The 15,308-nt window shown below is 72.1% G+C and carries 13 protein-coding genes; 5 read left to right on the top strand and 8 right to left on the bottom strand.

What is annotated here, in order from left to right; genetic code table 11:
- The first annotated feature begins 125 nt into the window (after nt 1-125).
- The 3 genes from QRY02_RS04025 to QRY02_RS04015 all read left to right on the top strand — a co-directional run bounded on the left by QRY02_RS04025 (nt 126) and on the right by QRY02_RS04015 (nt 3,528).
- Complete coding sequence (locus QRY02_RS04025; protein ID WP_285990129.1) at nt 126-1,445, top strand: alpha/beta fold hydrolase; 1,320 nt, start codon at nt 126-128, stop codon at nt 1,443-1,445.
- 305 nt (nt 1,446-1,750) lie between these two features.
- Complete coding sequence (locus QRY02_RS04020; protein WP_285990128.1) at nt 1,751-2,881, top strand: sensor histidine kinase; 1,131 nt, start codon at nt 1,751-1,753, stop codon at nt 2,879-2,881.
- Nucleotides 2,878-3,528, top strand: a complete 651-nt coding sequence (locus QRY02_RS04015) for a response regulator transcription factor (RefSeq protein ID WP_086853142.1) — start codon at nt 2,878-2,880, stop codon at nt 3,526-3,528. The genes QRY02_RS04020 and QRY02_RS04015 overlap by 4 nt, the downstream gene beginning before the upstream one ends.
- A gap of 39 nt (nt 3,529-3,567) precedes the next feature.
- On the opposite strand, the gene QRY02_RS04010 is transcribed toward QRY02_RS04015, so the two are convergent.
- From QRY02_RS04010 to QRY02_RS03975, 8 genes are read right to left on the bottom strand one after another with little or no spacing between them, the layout of a single operon-like run.
- Nucleotides 3,568-4,164: a TetR/AcrR family transcriptional regulator gene (locus tag QRY02_RS04010; protein ID WP_285990127.1), complete on the bottom strand. Its 597-nt coding sequence runs from the start codon at nt 4,162-4,164 to the stop codon at nt 3,568-3,570.
- Nucleotides 4,161-4,994 carry an SDR family oxidoreductase gene (locus tag QRY02_RS04005; protein ID WP_285990126.1) on the bottom strand — a complete coding sequence of 278 codons (834 nt, stop codon included), beginning with the start codon at nt 4,992-4,994 and terminating at the stop codon, nt 4,161-4,163. The genes QRY02_RS04010 and QRY02_RS04005 overlap by 4 nt, the downstream gene beginning before the upstream one ends.
- A gap of 8 nt (nt 4,995-5,002) precedes the next feature.
- Entirely contained in the window at nt 5,003-6,169 is a 1,167-nt protein-coding gene (locus QRY02_RS04000; protein ID WP_285990125.1) for an acyl-CoA dehydrogenase family protein, read from the bottom strand.
- A complete protein-coding gene (locus QRY02_RS03995; protein WP_285990124.1) occupies nt 6,166-8,115 on the bottom strand; it encodes an ATP-binding protein in 1,950 nt (649 codons plus the stop codon). Before QRY02_RS03995 ends, QRY02_RS04000 begins: the two co-directional genes overlap by 4 nt.
- 7 nt (nt 8,116-8,122) lie before the next feature.
- Complete coding sequence (locus tag QRY02_RS03990; protein ID WP_285990123.1) at nt 8,123-9,721, bottom strand: acyl-CoA carboxylase subunit beta; 1,599 nt, start codon at nt 9,719-9,721, stop codon at nt 8,123-8,125.
- Nucleotides 9,718-10,866 carry an acyl-CoA dehydrogenase family protein gene (locus tag QRY02_RS03985; protein WP_285990122.1) on the bottom strand — a complete coding sequence of 383 codons (1,149 nt, stop codon included), beginning with the start codon at nt 10,864-10,866 and terminating at the stop codon, nt 9,718-9,720. Before QRY02_RS03985 ends, QRY02_RS03990 begins: the two co-directional genes overlap by 4 nt.
- Nucleotides 10,863-12,551, bottom strand: coding sequence for an acyclic terpene utilization AtuA family protein (locus QRY02_RS03980; protein WP_285990121.1), 1,689 nt, complete (start codon nt 12,549-12,551; stop codon nt 10,863-10,865). Before QRY02_RS03980 ends, QRY02_RS03985 begins: the two co-directional genes overlap by 4 nt.
- Nucleotides 12,548-13,339, bottom strand: a complete 792-nt coding sequence (locus QRY02_RS03975; RefSeq protein ID WP_285990120.1) for a TIGR03084 family metal-binding protein — start codon at nt 13,337-13,339, stop codon at nt 12,548-12,550. The genes QRY02_RS03980 and QRY02_RS03975 overlap by 4 nt, the downstream gene beginning before the upstream one ends.
- Before the next feature lie 358 nt (nt 13,340-13,697).
- Here QRY02_RS03975 and QRY02_RS03970 point away from each other — a divergent pair, with 358 nt between their 5' ends.
- The gene (locus tag QRY02_RS03970; protein ID WP_285990119.1) at nt 13,698-14,537 is read left to right on the top strand and encodes an enoyl-CoA hydratase-related protein; all 840 of its coding nucleotides are present in this window, start codon (nt 13,698-13,700) and stop codon (nt 14,535-14,537) included.
- Entirely contained in the window at nt 14,534-15,118 is a 585-nt protein-coding gene (locus QRY02_RS03965) for an acetoacetate decarboxylase family protein (protein ID WP_285990118.1), read from the top strand. The genes QRY02_RS03970 and QRY02_RS03965 overlap by 4 nt, the downstream gene beginning before the upstream one ends.
- Nucleotides 15,119-15,308: the final 190 nt, after the last annotated feature.

Here is a 15,308-nt window from a genome sequence, read left to right as displayed (position 1 = left end):
CGCCCATTGGGCCGATTGTGTTACTTACGGCACTAGGACGTCCGGGGTGTGGGTGAGGTTCCCCGGGCGGAAAAGTCTGTCGCGAGGCAGACGCGCGGGGCGCCCCCGGCTGCTCGAATCGAGGCATGAAAGCACTGCTCAAGCACGTGGCCGCGGTGGCCGTGCTGCTCGTGACCGGAGCCGGGACCGCTGTGGCGGAGGGGGGTTTGGCGTGGCGAGACTGTTACGACGGCTTGTCGTGCACCGGGATCGAGGTGCCCGCTGACTGGGACCACCCGGCCGGCGGGGCCACCGTCACCGTCCCGTTGCTGCGGATCCCCGCCCGCGAACGGAAACTCGGCACCCTGCTGGTGAACCCGGGCGGTCCCGCGCAGTCGATCCCGCTCTTCGCCGTGCCGGGCTTCCGCGACCAGTTCACCGACCTGGCGGCCCGGTTCGACGTGGTGGTGTTCGACCCGCGCGGCCTCGACGTCACGTGCCCCGGGCCGGCGCCCGCGGCCCTGCCGGGGCCGCTGACGAAGAGCGCGTATGACGCCTACGCCGCCGCCAACGCGAAGTTCGCCGCGGACTGCACGGCGGCCCCCGGTCACCTCGGCGCCCGCCAGGTCGCCCGCGACATGGACGCGATCCGGGCCCGGCTGGGCGAGCCCCGGCTGAACTACTTCGGCAGCTCGTACGGCACGGTGTACGGGCAGGAGTACGCGGCGCTGTTCGGCCCCCGCGTCGGGCGCATGTACCTCGACAGCGTGCTGGACCACACCCGGTCCGATCCGGCGGCGTGGGCCCGGGCCGGCGCGGTGACGGCCGAACGCAACCTGTTCCGGATGGCCCGCTGGTGCGCGGCGGACCCGGGCTGCGCGCTGCACGGGCGTGACGTGATCGCGGTGTGGGACGGGCTCCCGGCGGGGGTGGCCGTCGCGTGGACGGCCGCCCGGATCGGCGACGACCGGAGCTGGCCCGCGCTGACGGCCGCACTGGCCGCGGCCGAAGCCGGGGACACCTCGGCGGTGACGCCCCGTCCGGCCCCGCCCGACGCCCGTCTGGCCCGGACGGCGTTCTGTGCGGATTTCCCCGAGCCGCGCACGTTTCCGGCCGCCGAGCGGGTGGAAGCCGAGCTGCGGGCGGCGGCGCCGCGGCTGGGCTGGGCCGCGCACCCGTGGCGGGTGTCGGGGCAGTGCGCCGGGCTGCCCCGGACCGGGCTCACCCCACCGGCCGCCCTGCCCCCGATGCCCCGGGTACTGGTGGCCAACGGCGACGACGACCCGCTGACGCCCGCGGATCACGGCCGCCGGGTGGCTGCGCAGCTGCATGGGAGTTATCTGCCATCGGCGGGGAACCATGCGCTGTACCTGCGGGGCAACGCGTGCGTGCGCGGCTACGTGCACCGGTGGCTGTGGGACGGGGAGCTGCCGCCGTCGGGGGCCCGCTGCGGAAGCGCGGGCTGACGGGCGGGCGGCTGCCCGGATCGGCCTTCATCGCCACGGCTCCCGGTGCCGGTCAGCCACCCGAAACCCACGCCGGCCCACGCCCGCCCAGCCATCCGAAATCCCCCTCGCCGGCCGGCCGAAACCCGCACCGCCCAGCCAACCGAACCCGCTCCCCAGCCGGGCCTCGCGCCGCTCAACCAACAGAGCCCCCAGCCGGAACCCGCTCAGCCAACCCGAACCCGCTCCCCAGCCGGGCCCCGCGCCACTCAACCAACAGAACCCCTCCAGCCGGAACCCGCTCAGCCAACCGAAATCCCCGCCCCGTGCCAGCCGGAACCCGCACCGCGAACCCGCCGGACGTGTACAACGTGGACATGGCCATCGACCACCCGACCAGCCCGGGACCGTGGCAACCGCCGGCTTTCCTCCGCACCGCCACCGGCGATCTCCTCGTCACCGGCGCCGCCGCGGTGGTCGTGCTGGTGCTCGGGCTGGCCGAACGCGCCGGCACCGATCCGCTCGCCGTCGGCGCGGGCGCCGCCGCGGTGGCCGCTCCGCTCATGCTCCGCCGCCGCTTTCCGCTCGGTGCCGCCCTGCTCTGCGCCGCCGTCGTCCTGGCCCTGCCGCTCTGGCCCGGGCGGCTGGTCGCCATGGCCGCGTTCGGGTCGGCCGCCTACCACCGGCCGCGGCTGCGCGTGCTCGGTTGCTCGGTGGGCTGGCTGCTCGTCCTGGCCGTCGCCGGTGTCCGGCCGGCCGGCGCCGCCACCTACACCGACCTCGTGCTCCTCGGCGTCGCGCCGGTCGCGGCCGGGTACGCCCTGCGGCTGCACCGGGACCGCGCCGAGCACGCCGAGCGTCTCTACCGGGCGGAGACCCGGCGCGTCGTCGCCGAGGAGCACGCCCGCATCGCCCGGGAGGTGCACGATGCCGTCGGGCACCACCTCACCGTCATCCGGCTGCAGGCCACCGCCGTCCGCCACGTCGTCCGCGCGCTGCCGCCGGCCGCCGACCGGGCGCTGGTCACCATCGCCGACGCCTCGGCCACCGCCCTCGCCGAAGTGCGGGCCGTGCTGCCGCGAACGGGCGGTTCACTGTCCGATTTGGACATGCTGGTCGAGCGCATCACCGGCCCGGACCGCACGGTCACCCTCACCCGGCGCGGCTCGCCGGACGTGGCGCCGCACCTGGACCACGCCGGCTACCGGGTGGCCCAGGAAGCGCTCACCAACGTCCTGCGCCACTCCGACGCGACCCGCGTGGACCTGAGCGTCGACCACCGTCCGGACGCCGTCGTGGTCACCGTCGCGGACAACGGCTCCACCCACCCCGGTGCCCCGGCCGAAGGCAGCGGCCTGCGCGGGATGCGGGAGCGGACCCGGTTGCTCGGCGGCACCTTGGAAATCGGGCCCAACGGCCCGGCAGGCTGGCGCGTCGAAGCCCGGCTGCCCCGATGATCCGCACGCTGCTCGCGGACGACCAGGAGCCGGTCCGCTGGGCCCTGCGCCTGGTGCTCGACGCCGAGGACGACATCGAGGTGGTCGGCGAAGCCGCCGACGGCGCCGAAGCCGTCGAGAAGGCCCGGTACGGCGGCGTCGATGTCGTGGTGCTCGACCTCCGCATGCCGCGCCTGGACGGGATCGCCGCCATCCGCCGGATCGGCGAATCGGTCAACCCGGCGCCCGCGGTCGTCGCGCTGACCACGTTCGACGTCGACGAGTACCTGTTCGGAGCGCTCGCGGCGGGCGCGGCGGGGTTCGTGCTGAAGGACAGCGAACCGGCGCTGCTGGTCGATGCCGTCCGCGCGGCGGCGAAGGGCCAGGGCCTGCTCGATCCGCAGGTCACCCGCCGCACGCTCCGCCGGTTCGCCGAACCCGCACCCCGCCGCCCGCCGGACGGCCTCGACCGGCTCACCCCGAGGGAACTCGAAGTGCTGCGGCACGTGGCGAAGGGCATGAGCAACGCCGAGATCGCCGGTGCCCTGGTCGTCGGCGAAGGCACGGTCAAGACCCACGTGGCCCGGATGCTGGCCAAGCTCGGCCTGCGTACCCGGGTCCACCTGGTGATCCACGCCTACGAACACGGCCTCGTGGACGGCCGCTGAACTCGGACCGCGCCCCCCCGGGACGGGCGACGACCGAGCCTAGGTCAGCCGCAGCTCCAGCGTCCGGGCCCATTCGCGCACGATCTGGCGCCGGCGGCGGGTGTCGTCCGTCAGGAGGTTGGCCAGGCCGAGCCCGCGGGCCAGGTCGAGAGTGGCCTGGACCAGCTCGCGCACGCCCGGCCGGGACTCGTCGACGCCGAGGAGCTCCACCGTGACGCGGTGCGCCTCGCGGCCGACCCGGGCTTCGAGCGGCACCAGCACGTCCCGCAGCGCCTCGTCGGTCGCCGCCACCGACCACAGCTGGAGGGCCGCGCGGAACAGCGGGCCGGTGTACAGGTTGAGCACCATCTCCACGACGCGCTCGATGCGAGACGCCCCGCTCGGCAGGCCGGCCGCCTGGGCGCGCAGCTCGTCGATCTGGGCTTCGCCGAGCAGGTCGACCGCCGCCACCACGAGGTCCTCGCGGGCCGGGAAGTGGTGCTGTGCCGCGCCGCGGGAGACGCCCGCTCGCTCGGCGATCCCGGCCACCGTCACGCCGTGCCAGCCGCGCTCGCCGAAGCTGTCGAGCGCGGCCTCGACCAGGCGCCGCCGCGTGGTGCGGCTGCGCTCCTGCTGGGGTTCGCGGATGCCGGTCAAGCCGGGTCCACCCAGAAGTCGAGCTGCAGGTCCTCTTCCGAACCGCCGACACGGTACTTCGAGAGATCCGTGACGCCGGCGGCGCGCAGCACTTCGTCGTCGAGGAAGAACTGGCCGGTCGCCGAACGGCTCGGCTCGGTCAGGATCGCGTGCGCCGCGTCGGCCATGATCTCCGGCGTCCGGCTGCGCGAAGCCAGTTCCGCGCCGACGACGTTGCGGATCGCCGCGGTGTCGATCGTGGTCCGCGGCCACAGGGAGTTGACCGCGACCCCGTCCTCCTTCAGTTCCGCGGCGAGCCCGACGGTCACCAGGCTCATCGAGTACTTGGCGATGCTGTACGCGAGGTGCCCGGCGGTGAACCACTTCTCGTCGAGGCTGATCGGGGGCGACAGCGTCAGGATGTGCGGGTTCGCCGACCGGCGCAGGTGCGGGATGGCCAGTTTGGACAGCAGGAACGTGCCGCGCGCGTTGATGTCCTGCATCAGGTCGTAGCGCTTCATGCTGACCTGCTCGGTCGGCGTCAGGTCGATCGCGCTGGCGTTGTTCACGACGATGTCGATGCCCCCGAACTGCTCGACGGTCTTCGCCACCGCGGCGGCGACACCGTCGTCGTCGCGGACGTCGCCGAGGATCGGCAGTGCGTGCCCGCCCGCCTTCTCGATCGCCTCGGCTGCCGTGTGGATCGTGCCGGGCAGTTTAGGGTGCGGCTCACCCGTCTTGGCCAGCAGCGCGACGTTCGCGCCGTCGGCGGCCGCCCGGAGCGCGATCGCCTCGCCGATGCCGCGGCTGCCACCGGACATGATGATCGTCTTGCCGTCCAAAGTAGACATATCGGCTCCTAGTAGGACTTCGGGAGGCCGAGGCTGTGCTGGCCGACGAAGTTGAGCACCATCTCGCGGCTGACCGGCGCGATCCGGCCCAGGCGCACCGCCGTCACCAGCGTGCCGAGGCCGTATTCGGTGGCCAGGCCGTTGCCGCCGTGGGTCTGCACGGCCTGGTCGGTGGCCCGGATGGCGACCTCGGCGGCGGCGTACTTCGCCATGTTGGCCGACTCCCCCGCGCCGAAGTCGTCGCCGGAGTCGTAGAGCGACGCCGCTTTCTGCGTCATCAGCTTCGCGAGTTCCAGCTCGATCTTGATCTCGGCGAGTGGGTGCGCGAGGCCCTGGTGGGTGCCGATGGGGGTACCCCAGACCTGCCGCTCGTTCGCGTAGCCGACGGCCTTGGCCAGCGCGTACCGCGCGATGCCGAGGGAGAACGACGCCCCCATGATGCGTTCCGGGTTGAGGCCCGCGAACAGCTGCGCGATGGCCGCGTCCTCCTCGCCGACCAGCGCTTCGGCCGGGAGCTTGACGTCGTCGAGGAACAGCGAGAACTGGTTCTCCGGCGCGACGATGTCCATCGGGATCTTCGTGTGCTCGAAGCCCTCGGTGTTCGTCGGCAGGATGAACAGCGCGGGCTTGAGCTTGCCGGTCCTGGAGTCCTCCATGCGGCCGACGACGAGCACCGCGTCGGCTTCGTCGACGCCGGAGATGTAGACCTTGCGTCCGTTGAGGACCCAGCCGTCGCCGTCGCGCTTGGCGGTGGTGGTGATCTTGTGCGAGTTCGACCCGGCGTCCGGCTCCGTGATCGCGAAGACCATCCGCTTGCTGCCGTCGGCGATGCCGGGCAGCCACTGCTTCTTCTGTTCTTCGGTCCCGAAGCGGGAGATGACGGTGCCGCAGATCGCCGGCGAGACGACCATGAGCAGCAGCGGCGAACCCGCGGCGGCGAGTTCTTCGAGCACCGCCGCGAGGTCGGCGATACCCGCGCCCCCGCCGCCGTACTCCTCGGGGATGTTGACGCCGAGGTAGCCCAGGCGCCCGGCTTCGTCCCACAGCTCGTGGGTCTTCTCGCCCGCGCGGGCCTTGCGGGCGTAGTACTCGTGCCCGTACTTGGCACCCAGCTCGGCGACGGCCTTGCGGAGCGCGATCCGCTCTTCCGGCTCGACGAAGTTCATGGCGTTCATTCTGCTTCTCCCACCACCGCGAGGATCGTGCCCACTTCGACCTGCTGTCCGACCGTGACCGGCAGTTCCGCCACCACACCGTCGGCGGGCGCGGCGATCCGGTGTTCCATCTTCATCGCTTCGAGCCACAGCAGCGGATCGCCGGCCTTGACCGGGTCCCCGGCCTGCACGGCGAGCCGGACAACCGTGCCCGGCATCGGCGCGACCAGTGACCCGGCAGCGAGGGCCGCGTCCGGGTCGGCGAATCGCGGGGCCGCCGTCAGCGCGACCGGCCCGAGCGCGGAGTCCACATAGGACACGCCGGCGTGGCGCGCGACCTCGAAGGTGCGCCGCACCCCGCCCACGGCGAGGACCACCCGGCCCGGCTCGGCACTGATCAGCTCGGCGTCGTAGCCCTCGGCGGTCAACCCGTTCCGGGTCAGTGAGTAGACCACTTCGTACTCGCGGTCCGCGATCGAGAAGACCTTGCGCTGCCCGGCCGAGCGGACGTTGCGCCAGCCACTGGGCAGCCTGCTCTGCGTGGTGGCCGACGCCCGATTGCCTGCCGCGTCCGCCAAGCCCGCCGCGAGGGCAGAGAGCCGTTCGGTGTCCACTGTGGCCAGGGGGGCGGCCAGGGTGCCGAGGCCGTGGCGGTCGAAGAACGCCGTGTCCGTCTCCCCGGCCAGGAACGCCTCGTGGCGCAAGATGTTCACCAGGAGATCGCGGTTGGTGACCACACCGTGGATCTTCGACGCCGCCAAAGCTTTCGCCAGCCGCCTCGCCGCTTCGGCGCGGGTGGGCGCCCAGGTGATCACCTTGGCGAGCATCGGGTCGTAGTGGACGCCCACCACCGACCCGGTCTCGAACCCGGAGTCGAGGCGCAGTCCGGGGCCGTGCGTGAAGGAGCGGTCCACATCGGGCACGTCGAACGTGTGCAGCGTGCCGCTCTGCGGCTGCCAGGCCGCCGCCGGGTCTTCCGCGTACAGCCGGACCTCGATGGAGTGGCCCACCGTGGGGGGCGGATCGGCCGGGAGCCGCTCGCCCTCGGCGATCCGCAGCTGCAAGGCGACCAGGTCGAGTCCCGTGACGTTCTCGGTGACCGGGTGCTCGACCTGCAGCCGGGTGTTCATCTCGAGGAAGTAGAACCGGCCGTCCGGCCCGGCGAGGAACTCGACCGTGCCCGCGCCGACGTAGTCGATCGCCTTGGCGGCCTTGCGCGCGGCGTCGAACAGCTCCTCGCGCATGGCGGCGTCGACGAACGGCGACGGCGCTTCCTCGACGACCTTCTGGTGCCGGCGCTGGATGGAGCACTCCCGCTCCCCCACCGCCCACACCGTGCCGTGCCGGTCGGCGAGCACCTGGACCTCGATGTGCCGCCCGGTCTCCAGGTAGCGCTCGCAGAAGACGGTGGGGTCGCCGAACGCCGACCCGGCCTCGGCACTGGCGCCTTCCACCGCCTCGGCCAGCTCGTCGAGCGAGCGGACCACGCGCATCCCGCGGCCGCCACCGCCGGCGGACGCCTTGACCAGCAACGGCAGGTCTTCGGAGGTCACCGAAGCCGGGTCCAGCTCGGCCAGGACCGGCACCCCGGCCGCGGCCATCAGCCGCTTCGACTCCACTTTGGAGCCCATGGTCTCGATGGCCCCGGGCGGCGGACCGACCCAGGTGAGCCCGGCGTCGAGCACGGCCCGCGCGAACGCGGCGTTCTCGGAGAGGAAGCCGTAGCCGGGGTGAACGGCGTCGGCGCCGGTCTCGGCCGCGGCCTTGACCAGCAGCTCCGCCCGCAGATACGTCTCGGACGGCGCGTTGCCGGGCAGCCGGACGGCCACGTCGGCCTCCCGGGCGTGCGGCGCGGCGGCATCGGCGTCGGAGAACACCGCGACCGTGCCGATCCCGGCGTCGCGGCAGGTGCGGAAGACGCGGCGGGCGATCTCACCGCGGTTGGCGACCAGCAGGTTCTGGATCATCGCTCGCTCACATCCGGAAGACGCCGAAACCTTCGGCGCCCTTCACTGGTCCATTGTGGATCGCGGACAGGCTCAGGCCCAGCACGGTGCGGGTGTCGCGCGGGTCGATGATGCCGTCGTCGTAGAGCATGCCGGAGAGGAACATCGGCATCGACTCGGCTTCGATCTGGCCTTCCACCATGGCGCGCATGGCCTTGTCGTGTTCCTCGTTGTACTCCTGGCCGCGGCTTTCGGCCGCGGCGCGGGCCACGATCGACAGCACGCCGGCCAGCTGGGCCGGGCCCATCACCGCGGACTTCGCGCTCGGCCAGGCGAACAGGAAACGGGGGTCGTAGGCCCGGCCGCACATCCCGTAGTGGCCGGCGCCGTAGGACGCTCCCATGAGGACGGACAGGTGCGGCACCTTCGAGTTCGAGACGGCGTTGATCATCATCGCGCCGTGCTTGATGATGCCGCTCTGCTCGTACTCCTTGCCGACCATGTAGCCGGTCGTGTTGTGCAGGAACACCAGCGGGGTGTGGATCTGGTTGGCCAGCTGGATGAACTGCGCGGCCTTCTGCGACTCCTCGCCGAACAGCACGCCCTGGGCGTTGGCCAGCACGCCGACCGGGTAGCCGTGGATGCTCGCCCAGCCGGTCACCAGCGAAGAGCCGTAGAGCGGCTTGAACTCGTCGAAGTCGGAGCCGTCGACGACCCGGGCGATGACCTCGCGCGGGTCGAAGGGCACCTTCAGGTCGGTCGGCACGATGCCGAGCAGGTCCTCGGGATCGTGGAGCGGCTCTTCGTAGTCCGGCTTCGGCGAAGGCCCCTGCTTCGCCCAGTTGAGCCGCTTGACGATGTTGCGCCCCAGGCGGATCGCGTCCTGCTCGTCGACGGCCAGGTAGTCGGCCAGGCCCGAGGTCCGCGCGTGCATTTCGGCGCCGCCGAGCGACTCGTCGTCGGACTCCTCACCGGTGGCCATCTTCACCAGCGGCGGCCCGCCGAGGAACACCTTCGCGCGTTCCTTGACCATCACGACGTAGTCCGACATGCCGGGCAGGTACGCGCCCCCGGCCGTGGAGTTGCCGAAGACCAGCGCGATCGTCGGGCAGCCCGCGGCCGAGGCCCGCGTGAGGTCCCGGAAGATCCGGCCGCCCGGGATGAAGATCTCCTTCTGGGTGGGCAGGTCCGCGCCGCCGGACTCGACGAGGTTGATCGACGGCAGCCGGTTCTGCGCGGCGATGTCCGCGGCCCGGAAACTCTTCTTCGTGGTCCACGGGTTGCTCGCGCCGCCCTTGACCGTCGGGTCGCTGGCCGAGATCAGGCACTCGACGCCTTCGACGACGCCGATCCCGGTCACCAGGCTCGCGCCGACGCGGTAGTCGGTGCCCCACGCGGCCAGCGGCGACAGCTCCAGGAACGGCGAATCCGCGTCGAGGAGGAGCTCGACGCGTTCCCGGGCGAGGAGCTTGCCGCGCTTGCGGTGCCGCTCGACGTACTTCTCGCCGCCGCCGGCGACGGCTTTGGCGTGCTCGGCGTCGATTTCGGCGAGCTTTTCCAGCATCGCGTCGCGGTTCGCGCCGAACTCGGCGGCCCGCGTGTCCACTGTGGACCTCAGAGCAGTCACGAGGTGTATCCCAATCGCTTCGCGGCCAGGCCGGTGAGGATCTCGGTGGTGCCCCCGCCGATGCCGAGGATCCGGACGTCGCGGTAGTGGCGCTCCACTTCGGACTCGCGCATGTAGCCGAGCCCGCCGTGCAGCTGGACGGCCTCGTTGACCACCCATTCGGCGGCCTCGACGGCGGTGTTCTTGGCGAAACAGGCTTCGGCGATGACCTCTTCACCGGAGACGTGCCGGATCGCGGCCTGCCGGGTGTAGGTGCGGGCGACGTCGACCTTCCGCGCCATTTCGGTGAGCTTGTGCTGGACGACCTGCCGCGAGATGAGCGGGCGGCCGAACGTCTCGCGCAGCCGGCACCAGTCCAGCGTCAGGTCGAGCGCGCGCTGGGCGTGGGCGTACGCCTGCACGGCCAGCGACAGCCGTTCGGTGACGAACTGGGTGGCGACCTGGGCGAACCCGCTGTTCTCGGTGCCGACCAGGTGCTCCACCGGAACCCGGACGTCCACGTAGGACAGTTCGGCGGTGTCGGAGCAGAGCCAGCCCATCTTCTCGAGCTTGCGGCTCACCGTGAAACCCGGTGTCCCGCGTTCGACGACGATCAGCGACAGCCCGTGGGCACCGTCACCGCCGGTGCGCACCACCGTCGTCACGAAGTCCGCGCGGCACCCGGAGGTGATGAAGGTCTTGGCGCCGTTGATGACGTACTCGTCGCCCTCGCGGACGGCGGTGGTCCGGATCCCGGCGACGTCGGAGCCGCCGTCCGGCTCGGTCACGGCGAGGGCACCGATCTTGTCCCCGGCCAGGGTCGGCCGCACCCAGCGTTCGAGCTGGATCGGGTCGCCCGCCTCGGCGATGTGCGGCACGGCGATGCCGCACGTGAACAGCGACGCGAAGAGCCCGCCGGAACCACCGGCGTAGTGCATCTCCTCCGCGACGACCAGAGCGTCGAGGTAGTTGCCGTCTCCCCCGCCGATCTCTTCCGGGAAGGCGACGCCGAGCAGGCCGAGGTCCCCGGCCTTGCGGTGCAGGTCCCGGGGGAGTTCGCCGGAGCGCTCCCAGTCGTCGAGGTGCGGCAGGACCTCCTGCTCGACGAACTTCCGGACGGTCCGGCGCAGTTCGGTCCGTTCGGGCGCCCGGAAGGGGTCGGTCACAGCAGGACCTCCGGGACGTCGATCTCCCGCGACCGCAGCCACTCGCCGAGCGCCTTGGCCTGCGGGTCGAACCGGGCCTGCGAGGCGACGCCCTCGCCGAGGAGGCCTTCGACGACGAAGTTCATCGCCCGCAGGTTCGGCAGCAGGTACCGCGTGACCGGCAGGTCGGCGGTCTCGGGCAGCAGCAGCTTGACCTCGGCGACGGTCAGCCGGTGCACCAGCCAGCGCCACGCCTCGTCCGACCGCACCCAGACGCCGAGGTTGGCGTTGCCGCCCTTGTCGCCGCTGCGCGCGCCGGCGATCGCGCCGAGGGCCACCCGCCGCACCGGCCCGTGGCCGAGGGGTTCGGGCCGGGCCGGCTCATCCACTTCGGACAGGTCCTGAGTGGACGTCGAAGGCGCTATGTCGACACGCATCCCGTCCGGCAGCACGGCGACGTGCGGGACTTTCGCGGCGTCCACGTAGGCCGCGGTGTAGACGCCGTACGGCGAGGCATCGGACGGCGGGGCGGTCACGTGGAACCCGGGGTAGCTGGCCAGCGCGAGTTCGACGGCCGCGCCGGTGAACGCGCGGCCGGCGACCTTCGGGTCGGCGTCCTTGACGGCGACGTGCAGCAGCGCACTCGCCGTCTGCTCGGTGTCGGCGTCCCGGTGGTCGGTGCGCGCGAGGGTCCAGCGGACGTCGGCCGGCGGCCGGTCCTTCATGGACGCTTCGAGCTGTTCCCGCACCAGCGCGGCTTTCGCCTCGATGTCGAGTCCGGTGAGGACGAACGTCGTCTCGTTGCGGAACCCGCCGAGGCGGTTGAGGGCGACCTTCAGCGTCGGCGGCGGGGCTTCGCCGCGGACCCCGGAGATGCGGACGCGGTCGGGCCCGTCTTCGGCCAGGGACAGCGTGTCGAACCGCGTGGTGACGTCCGGCCCCGCGTACCGCGCTCCGGTGATCTCGTACAGCAGCTGCGCGGTGACCGTGCCGACGTTGACCACGCCGCCGGTGCCGGGGTGTTTGGTGATGACACTTGAGCCGTCGGCCTCGATCTCGGCGATCGGGAACCCGGGCACGCCGAGGGAGTGTTCGGTGAAGAAGGCGTAGTTCCCGCCGGTGGCCTGGGCGCCGCATTCGATGACGTGCCCGGCGGCGACCGCGCCGGCGAGGGCGTCGAAGTCGTCACGGGCCCAGCCGTAGTGCGCGGCGGCCGGGCCGACGACGACGGAGGCGTCGGTGACGCGCCCGGTGACGACGACGTCGGCGCCCGCGTTGAGGCACTCCGCGATGCCCCAGGCGCCGAGGTAGGCGTTGGCGGTCAACGGCTTGCCGAGGTCCAGTTCCTCGGCCCGCGCCACGAGATCATCGCCTTCGACGTGCGCGATCTTGACGTCCAGCCCGAGCTCGTCGGCCAGTTCGCGGAGGGCGCCGGCGAGCCCGGCGGGGTTGAGGCCGCCCGCGTTGGCGACGATCTTGACGCCGTTTTCTTTTGCCAGGCCGAGGTTTTCCGCCATCTGGCGGAGGAACGTCTTGGCGTAGCCGCGGGTGGCGTCCTTCATCCGGTCGCGGCCGAGGATGAGCATGGTCAGCTCGGCCAGGTAGTCGCCGGTGAGCACGTCGAGGGGGCCGCCGGTGAGCATCTCGCGAACCGCGCTGAACCGGTCGCCGTAGAAGCCCGAGGCGTTGCCGATGCGGTACGTCATGTGAATTGCCCCGGCTTGCGGCCTTCCCCGGCAGGCCCGGCGAAGGCCTGCGCGATGGTCAGCCACTCTTCGACGTCGGCGCCCTGCGCCACGAGGTCCGTGTCGGCCGGGTGCCGCCGCTGCGTGACGACGAGGCAGAAGTCCAGCGCGCTGCCGGTGAGCTTCTGCCCGGCGCCCTCCGGGCCGAACGCCCAGGTGGAGCCGTCGGGCGCGGTGAGCTCGACACGGAACTCCTCGGGCGGCGGCGCGAGCGAGTGGACCTTGTAGGCGAAGTCGCGGGTCCGGGTGCCGAAGCGGGCGATGTGCCACAGCCGCGCGGTGGGCTCGCGGGTCAGGCCGAGGGCGTCGAAGACGTCCTGGCCGTGCGCCCAGGTCTCCATCATCCGCGCGGTGCCCATCGAAGCGGCGCTCATCGGCGGCCCGTACCAGGGCAGTTTCTGCCCGTCGGGGACGGCGGCGAGGGCTCCGGCCAGCGCCGCACGCCCCGACCGCCAGTCTTCGAGGATCTCCCGCGGCGGCCGCTGCGCTCCGGCCGCGGCCCCGTCGTCGACGTAGGTCTCCCCGGCTTTGAGGAGTTCTTCGACCTCGGCCTGCCAGTCCTCCGGGTGCGCGGCCGCGATCAGGGCCTTCCGGTCGGTCCAGGCCAGGTGCGCGATCTGGTGCGCGATCGTCCACCCCGCGGCCGGTGTTTCCCGCGCCCAGTCCGCCGCGGGCAGGTTCGCCACCACGTCGTCGATCGTCCGTGTCTCCGCGTCGAGATCCCCGAGGATCACGCCGAGATCCGCCATCGCCCGCCTCCTTGCGTCCGGGAGCCAGCGTGGCACCGGCGGCCGGAAAAATCAAGCGCGCCTGATTGTTTTGTCCCGTGGGCCGCCTCCGCTCCCCGTTCCAGGGTCCGGACAGCGGCTCGCGACCGCACCGGTGAGCTGCTCGTGTGCCTGCGGTCCGCCGACGCTGTTCGGTCACCGCTCCGCCGCCCGGTTGCCGGAACACCTCGGCGACCTCCCCGAACCCGCCACTGGGCTGATGGCGGCCACGGGCCTGCGCCCACGTGACACCACACCCGACCGCAACCACACACCGGAGGCCACCTCGTCCCACTATTGACATCTTGCCAGTAGTGCCGGACTGCAATAGCTTCGTCGCATGGCCGACTACGCCGAGATCACCTACGCCGTCGCGGACCGGATCGCCACGGTCACGCTGAACCGGCCCGAGGCGCGCAACGGCTACACGATCCGGATGGCCGACGAGCTCGGTGCCGCCATGGACCGTGCCGATCGTGACGAGGACGTCCGTGTGGTCGTGCTGACCGGGGCCGGGAAGGACTTCTGCGTCGGGGCCGACCTCTCGCAGGGCGGCTTCGACTTCGACCCCGCCGAGGGGCCCGGCCGGGAATGGCAGGAGCCCGCCGGGCGGTGCTCGAAGCGGATCTTCACCATGAACAAGCCGGTGATCGCCGCCCTGCACGGCGCGGCCGTCGGCGGCGGCATCACGATCACGCTGGCGTGCGACTACCGGCTCGCCTCGGCGGACTCCCGGTTCGGGTTCGTCTTCACCCGCCGCGGCATCTACCCCGAGGGCGCCTCCGCGTGGTTCCTCCCCCGGCTCGTCGGGATGGGCACCGCGCTCGACTGGATGATCAGCGGACGCGTGTTCCCGGCGGCGGAGGCCCTCGAAAAGGGCCTGGTGCACCAGGTTTTCCCCACTGGAACCGTGCTCGACGAAGCGAAGAAGCTGGCGAAGGAGATCGTCGAGACGACGGCCCCGGTGTCGGTCGCGGTGACCCGCCAGCTGCTCTACCGGATGGCGAGCGCCGAGTCGCCGTTCCCGGTGCACGAGCTCGACTCGAAGCTGATCGGCGGGCTCGGCGCGAACCCGGACGCCGTCGAGGGTGTCCTGTCGTTCCTGCAGAAGCGGCCGCCGTCGTTCGGCATGCGCGTCGAAAAGGACCTGCCCGACTACCTGCCCTGGCTGGAGAAATGACCCCGTACCCGCCGCAGCCCTGGAACCTGGTCGCCGACGCCCACGTGTCGATCTGGCGGGTCCCCGCGCGCGACGTGCACCCGGGCGCCCTGTCCCTCGCCGGGTACACCACCCTGTTCACCGCCTGGATCGCCTATCGCGAGCCCGGGCAGCTCAGCTACCACGAGCTGCTCGCCGCCGTCCCGGTGCGCGGGAAGCGGACCACGTGCACGATCACGCAGATCTGGGTCGACTCCGCAGTCTCGCTCGCCGGCGGCCGCGAGCTGTGGGCCATCCCGAAGGACCTCGCGGCCCTGCAGTTCACCGACCGCACGTACACCGCGGCGACCGGCGACGACTGGATCGCCACCGCGGCCTTCACCCCGAGGCCGGGTTCGCCGCTCGCCCTCCCCAGCCGGTTCGACGTCCTCCAGGACCGCGACGGCACCCCGGTGCGCACCCCCGTCGGCGCGAAGATCCGGCCCCGGCTCGCCGCGGCCGACTGGACGGTCAACGCGTCCGGCCCGCTCGGCCACCTCGCCGGCCGGCGCCCGTTCCTGAGCCTCGCCCTGCCCGGCAGCGAGCTGCGTTTCGGGGCGTGAGCAGCACCTCTGGGTGATCACCCCACCCCGCCAGAGTGAACTAATGACACGCCATCTGGGGTCCCGCGCGCACACCCACCCCAACATGTAGTCTCTGGGAACCGGCAGCCCCCAGCGACGGGGAGACCGCTGCAGAGGGCGGCCGGGCAGCTTTCAAGAAACCGCAGCGCACGGCCTCATGACGCCGTGT

Origin of the sequence: Amycolatopsis sp. DG1A-15b (assembly GCF_030285645.1) — a bacterium.
Classification (GTDB): domain Bacteria; phylum Actinomycetota; class Actinomycetes; order Mycobacteriales; family Pseudonocardiaceae; genus Amycolatopsis.
The sequence above is the reverse complement of the archived record's forward strand: the minus strand, read 5'-3'. Positions and strand labels throughout refer to the sequence as shown.

Coding starts and splice junctions, on each gene's coding strand:
- QRY02_RS04025 (WP_285990129.1), top strand. CDS start 126: ATGAAAGCACTGCTCAAGCACGTGGCCGCGGTGGCCGTGCTGCTCGTG.
- QRY02_RS04015 (WP_086853142.1), top strand. CDS start 2,878: ATGATCCGCACGCTGCTCGCGGACGACCAGGAGCCGGTCCGCTGGGCC.
- QRY02_RS04005 (WP_285990126.1), bottom strand. CDS start 4,994: ATGTCTACTTTGGACGGCAAGACGATCATCATGTCCGGTGGCAGCCGC.
- QRY02_RS04000 (WP_285990125.1), bottom strand. CDS start 6,169: ATGAACGCCATGAACTTCGTCGAGCCGGAAGAGCGGATCGCGCTCCGC.
- QRY02_RS03995 (WP_285990124.1), bottom strand. CDS start 8,115: ATGATCCAGAACCTGCTGGTCGCCAACCGCGGTGAGATCGCCCGCCGC.
- QRY02_RS03980 (WP_285990121.1), bottom strand. CDS start 12,551: ATGACGTACCGCATCGGCAACGCCTCGGGCTTCTACGGCGACCGGTTC.
- QRY02_RS03975 (WP_285990120.1), bottom strand. CDS start 13,339: ATGGCGGATCTCGGCGTGATCCTCGGGGATCTCGACGCGGAGACACGG.
- QRY02_RS03970 (WP_285990119.1), top strand. CDS start 13,698: ATGGCCGACTACGCCGAGATCACCTACGCCGTCGCGGACCGGATCGCC.
- QRY02_RS03965 (WP_285990118.1), top strand. CDS start 14,534: ATGACCCCGTACCCGCCGCAGCCCTGGAACCTGGTCGCCGACGCCCAC.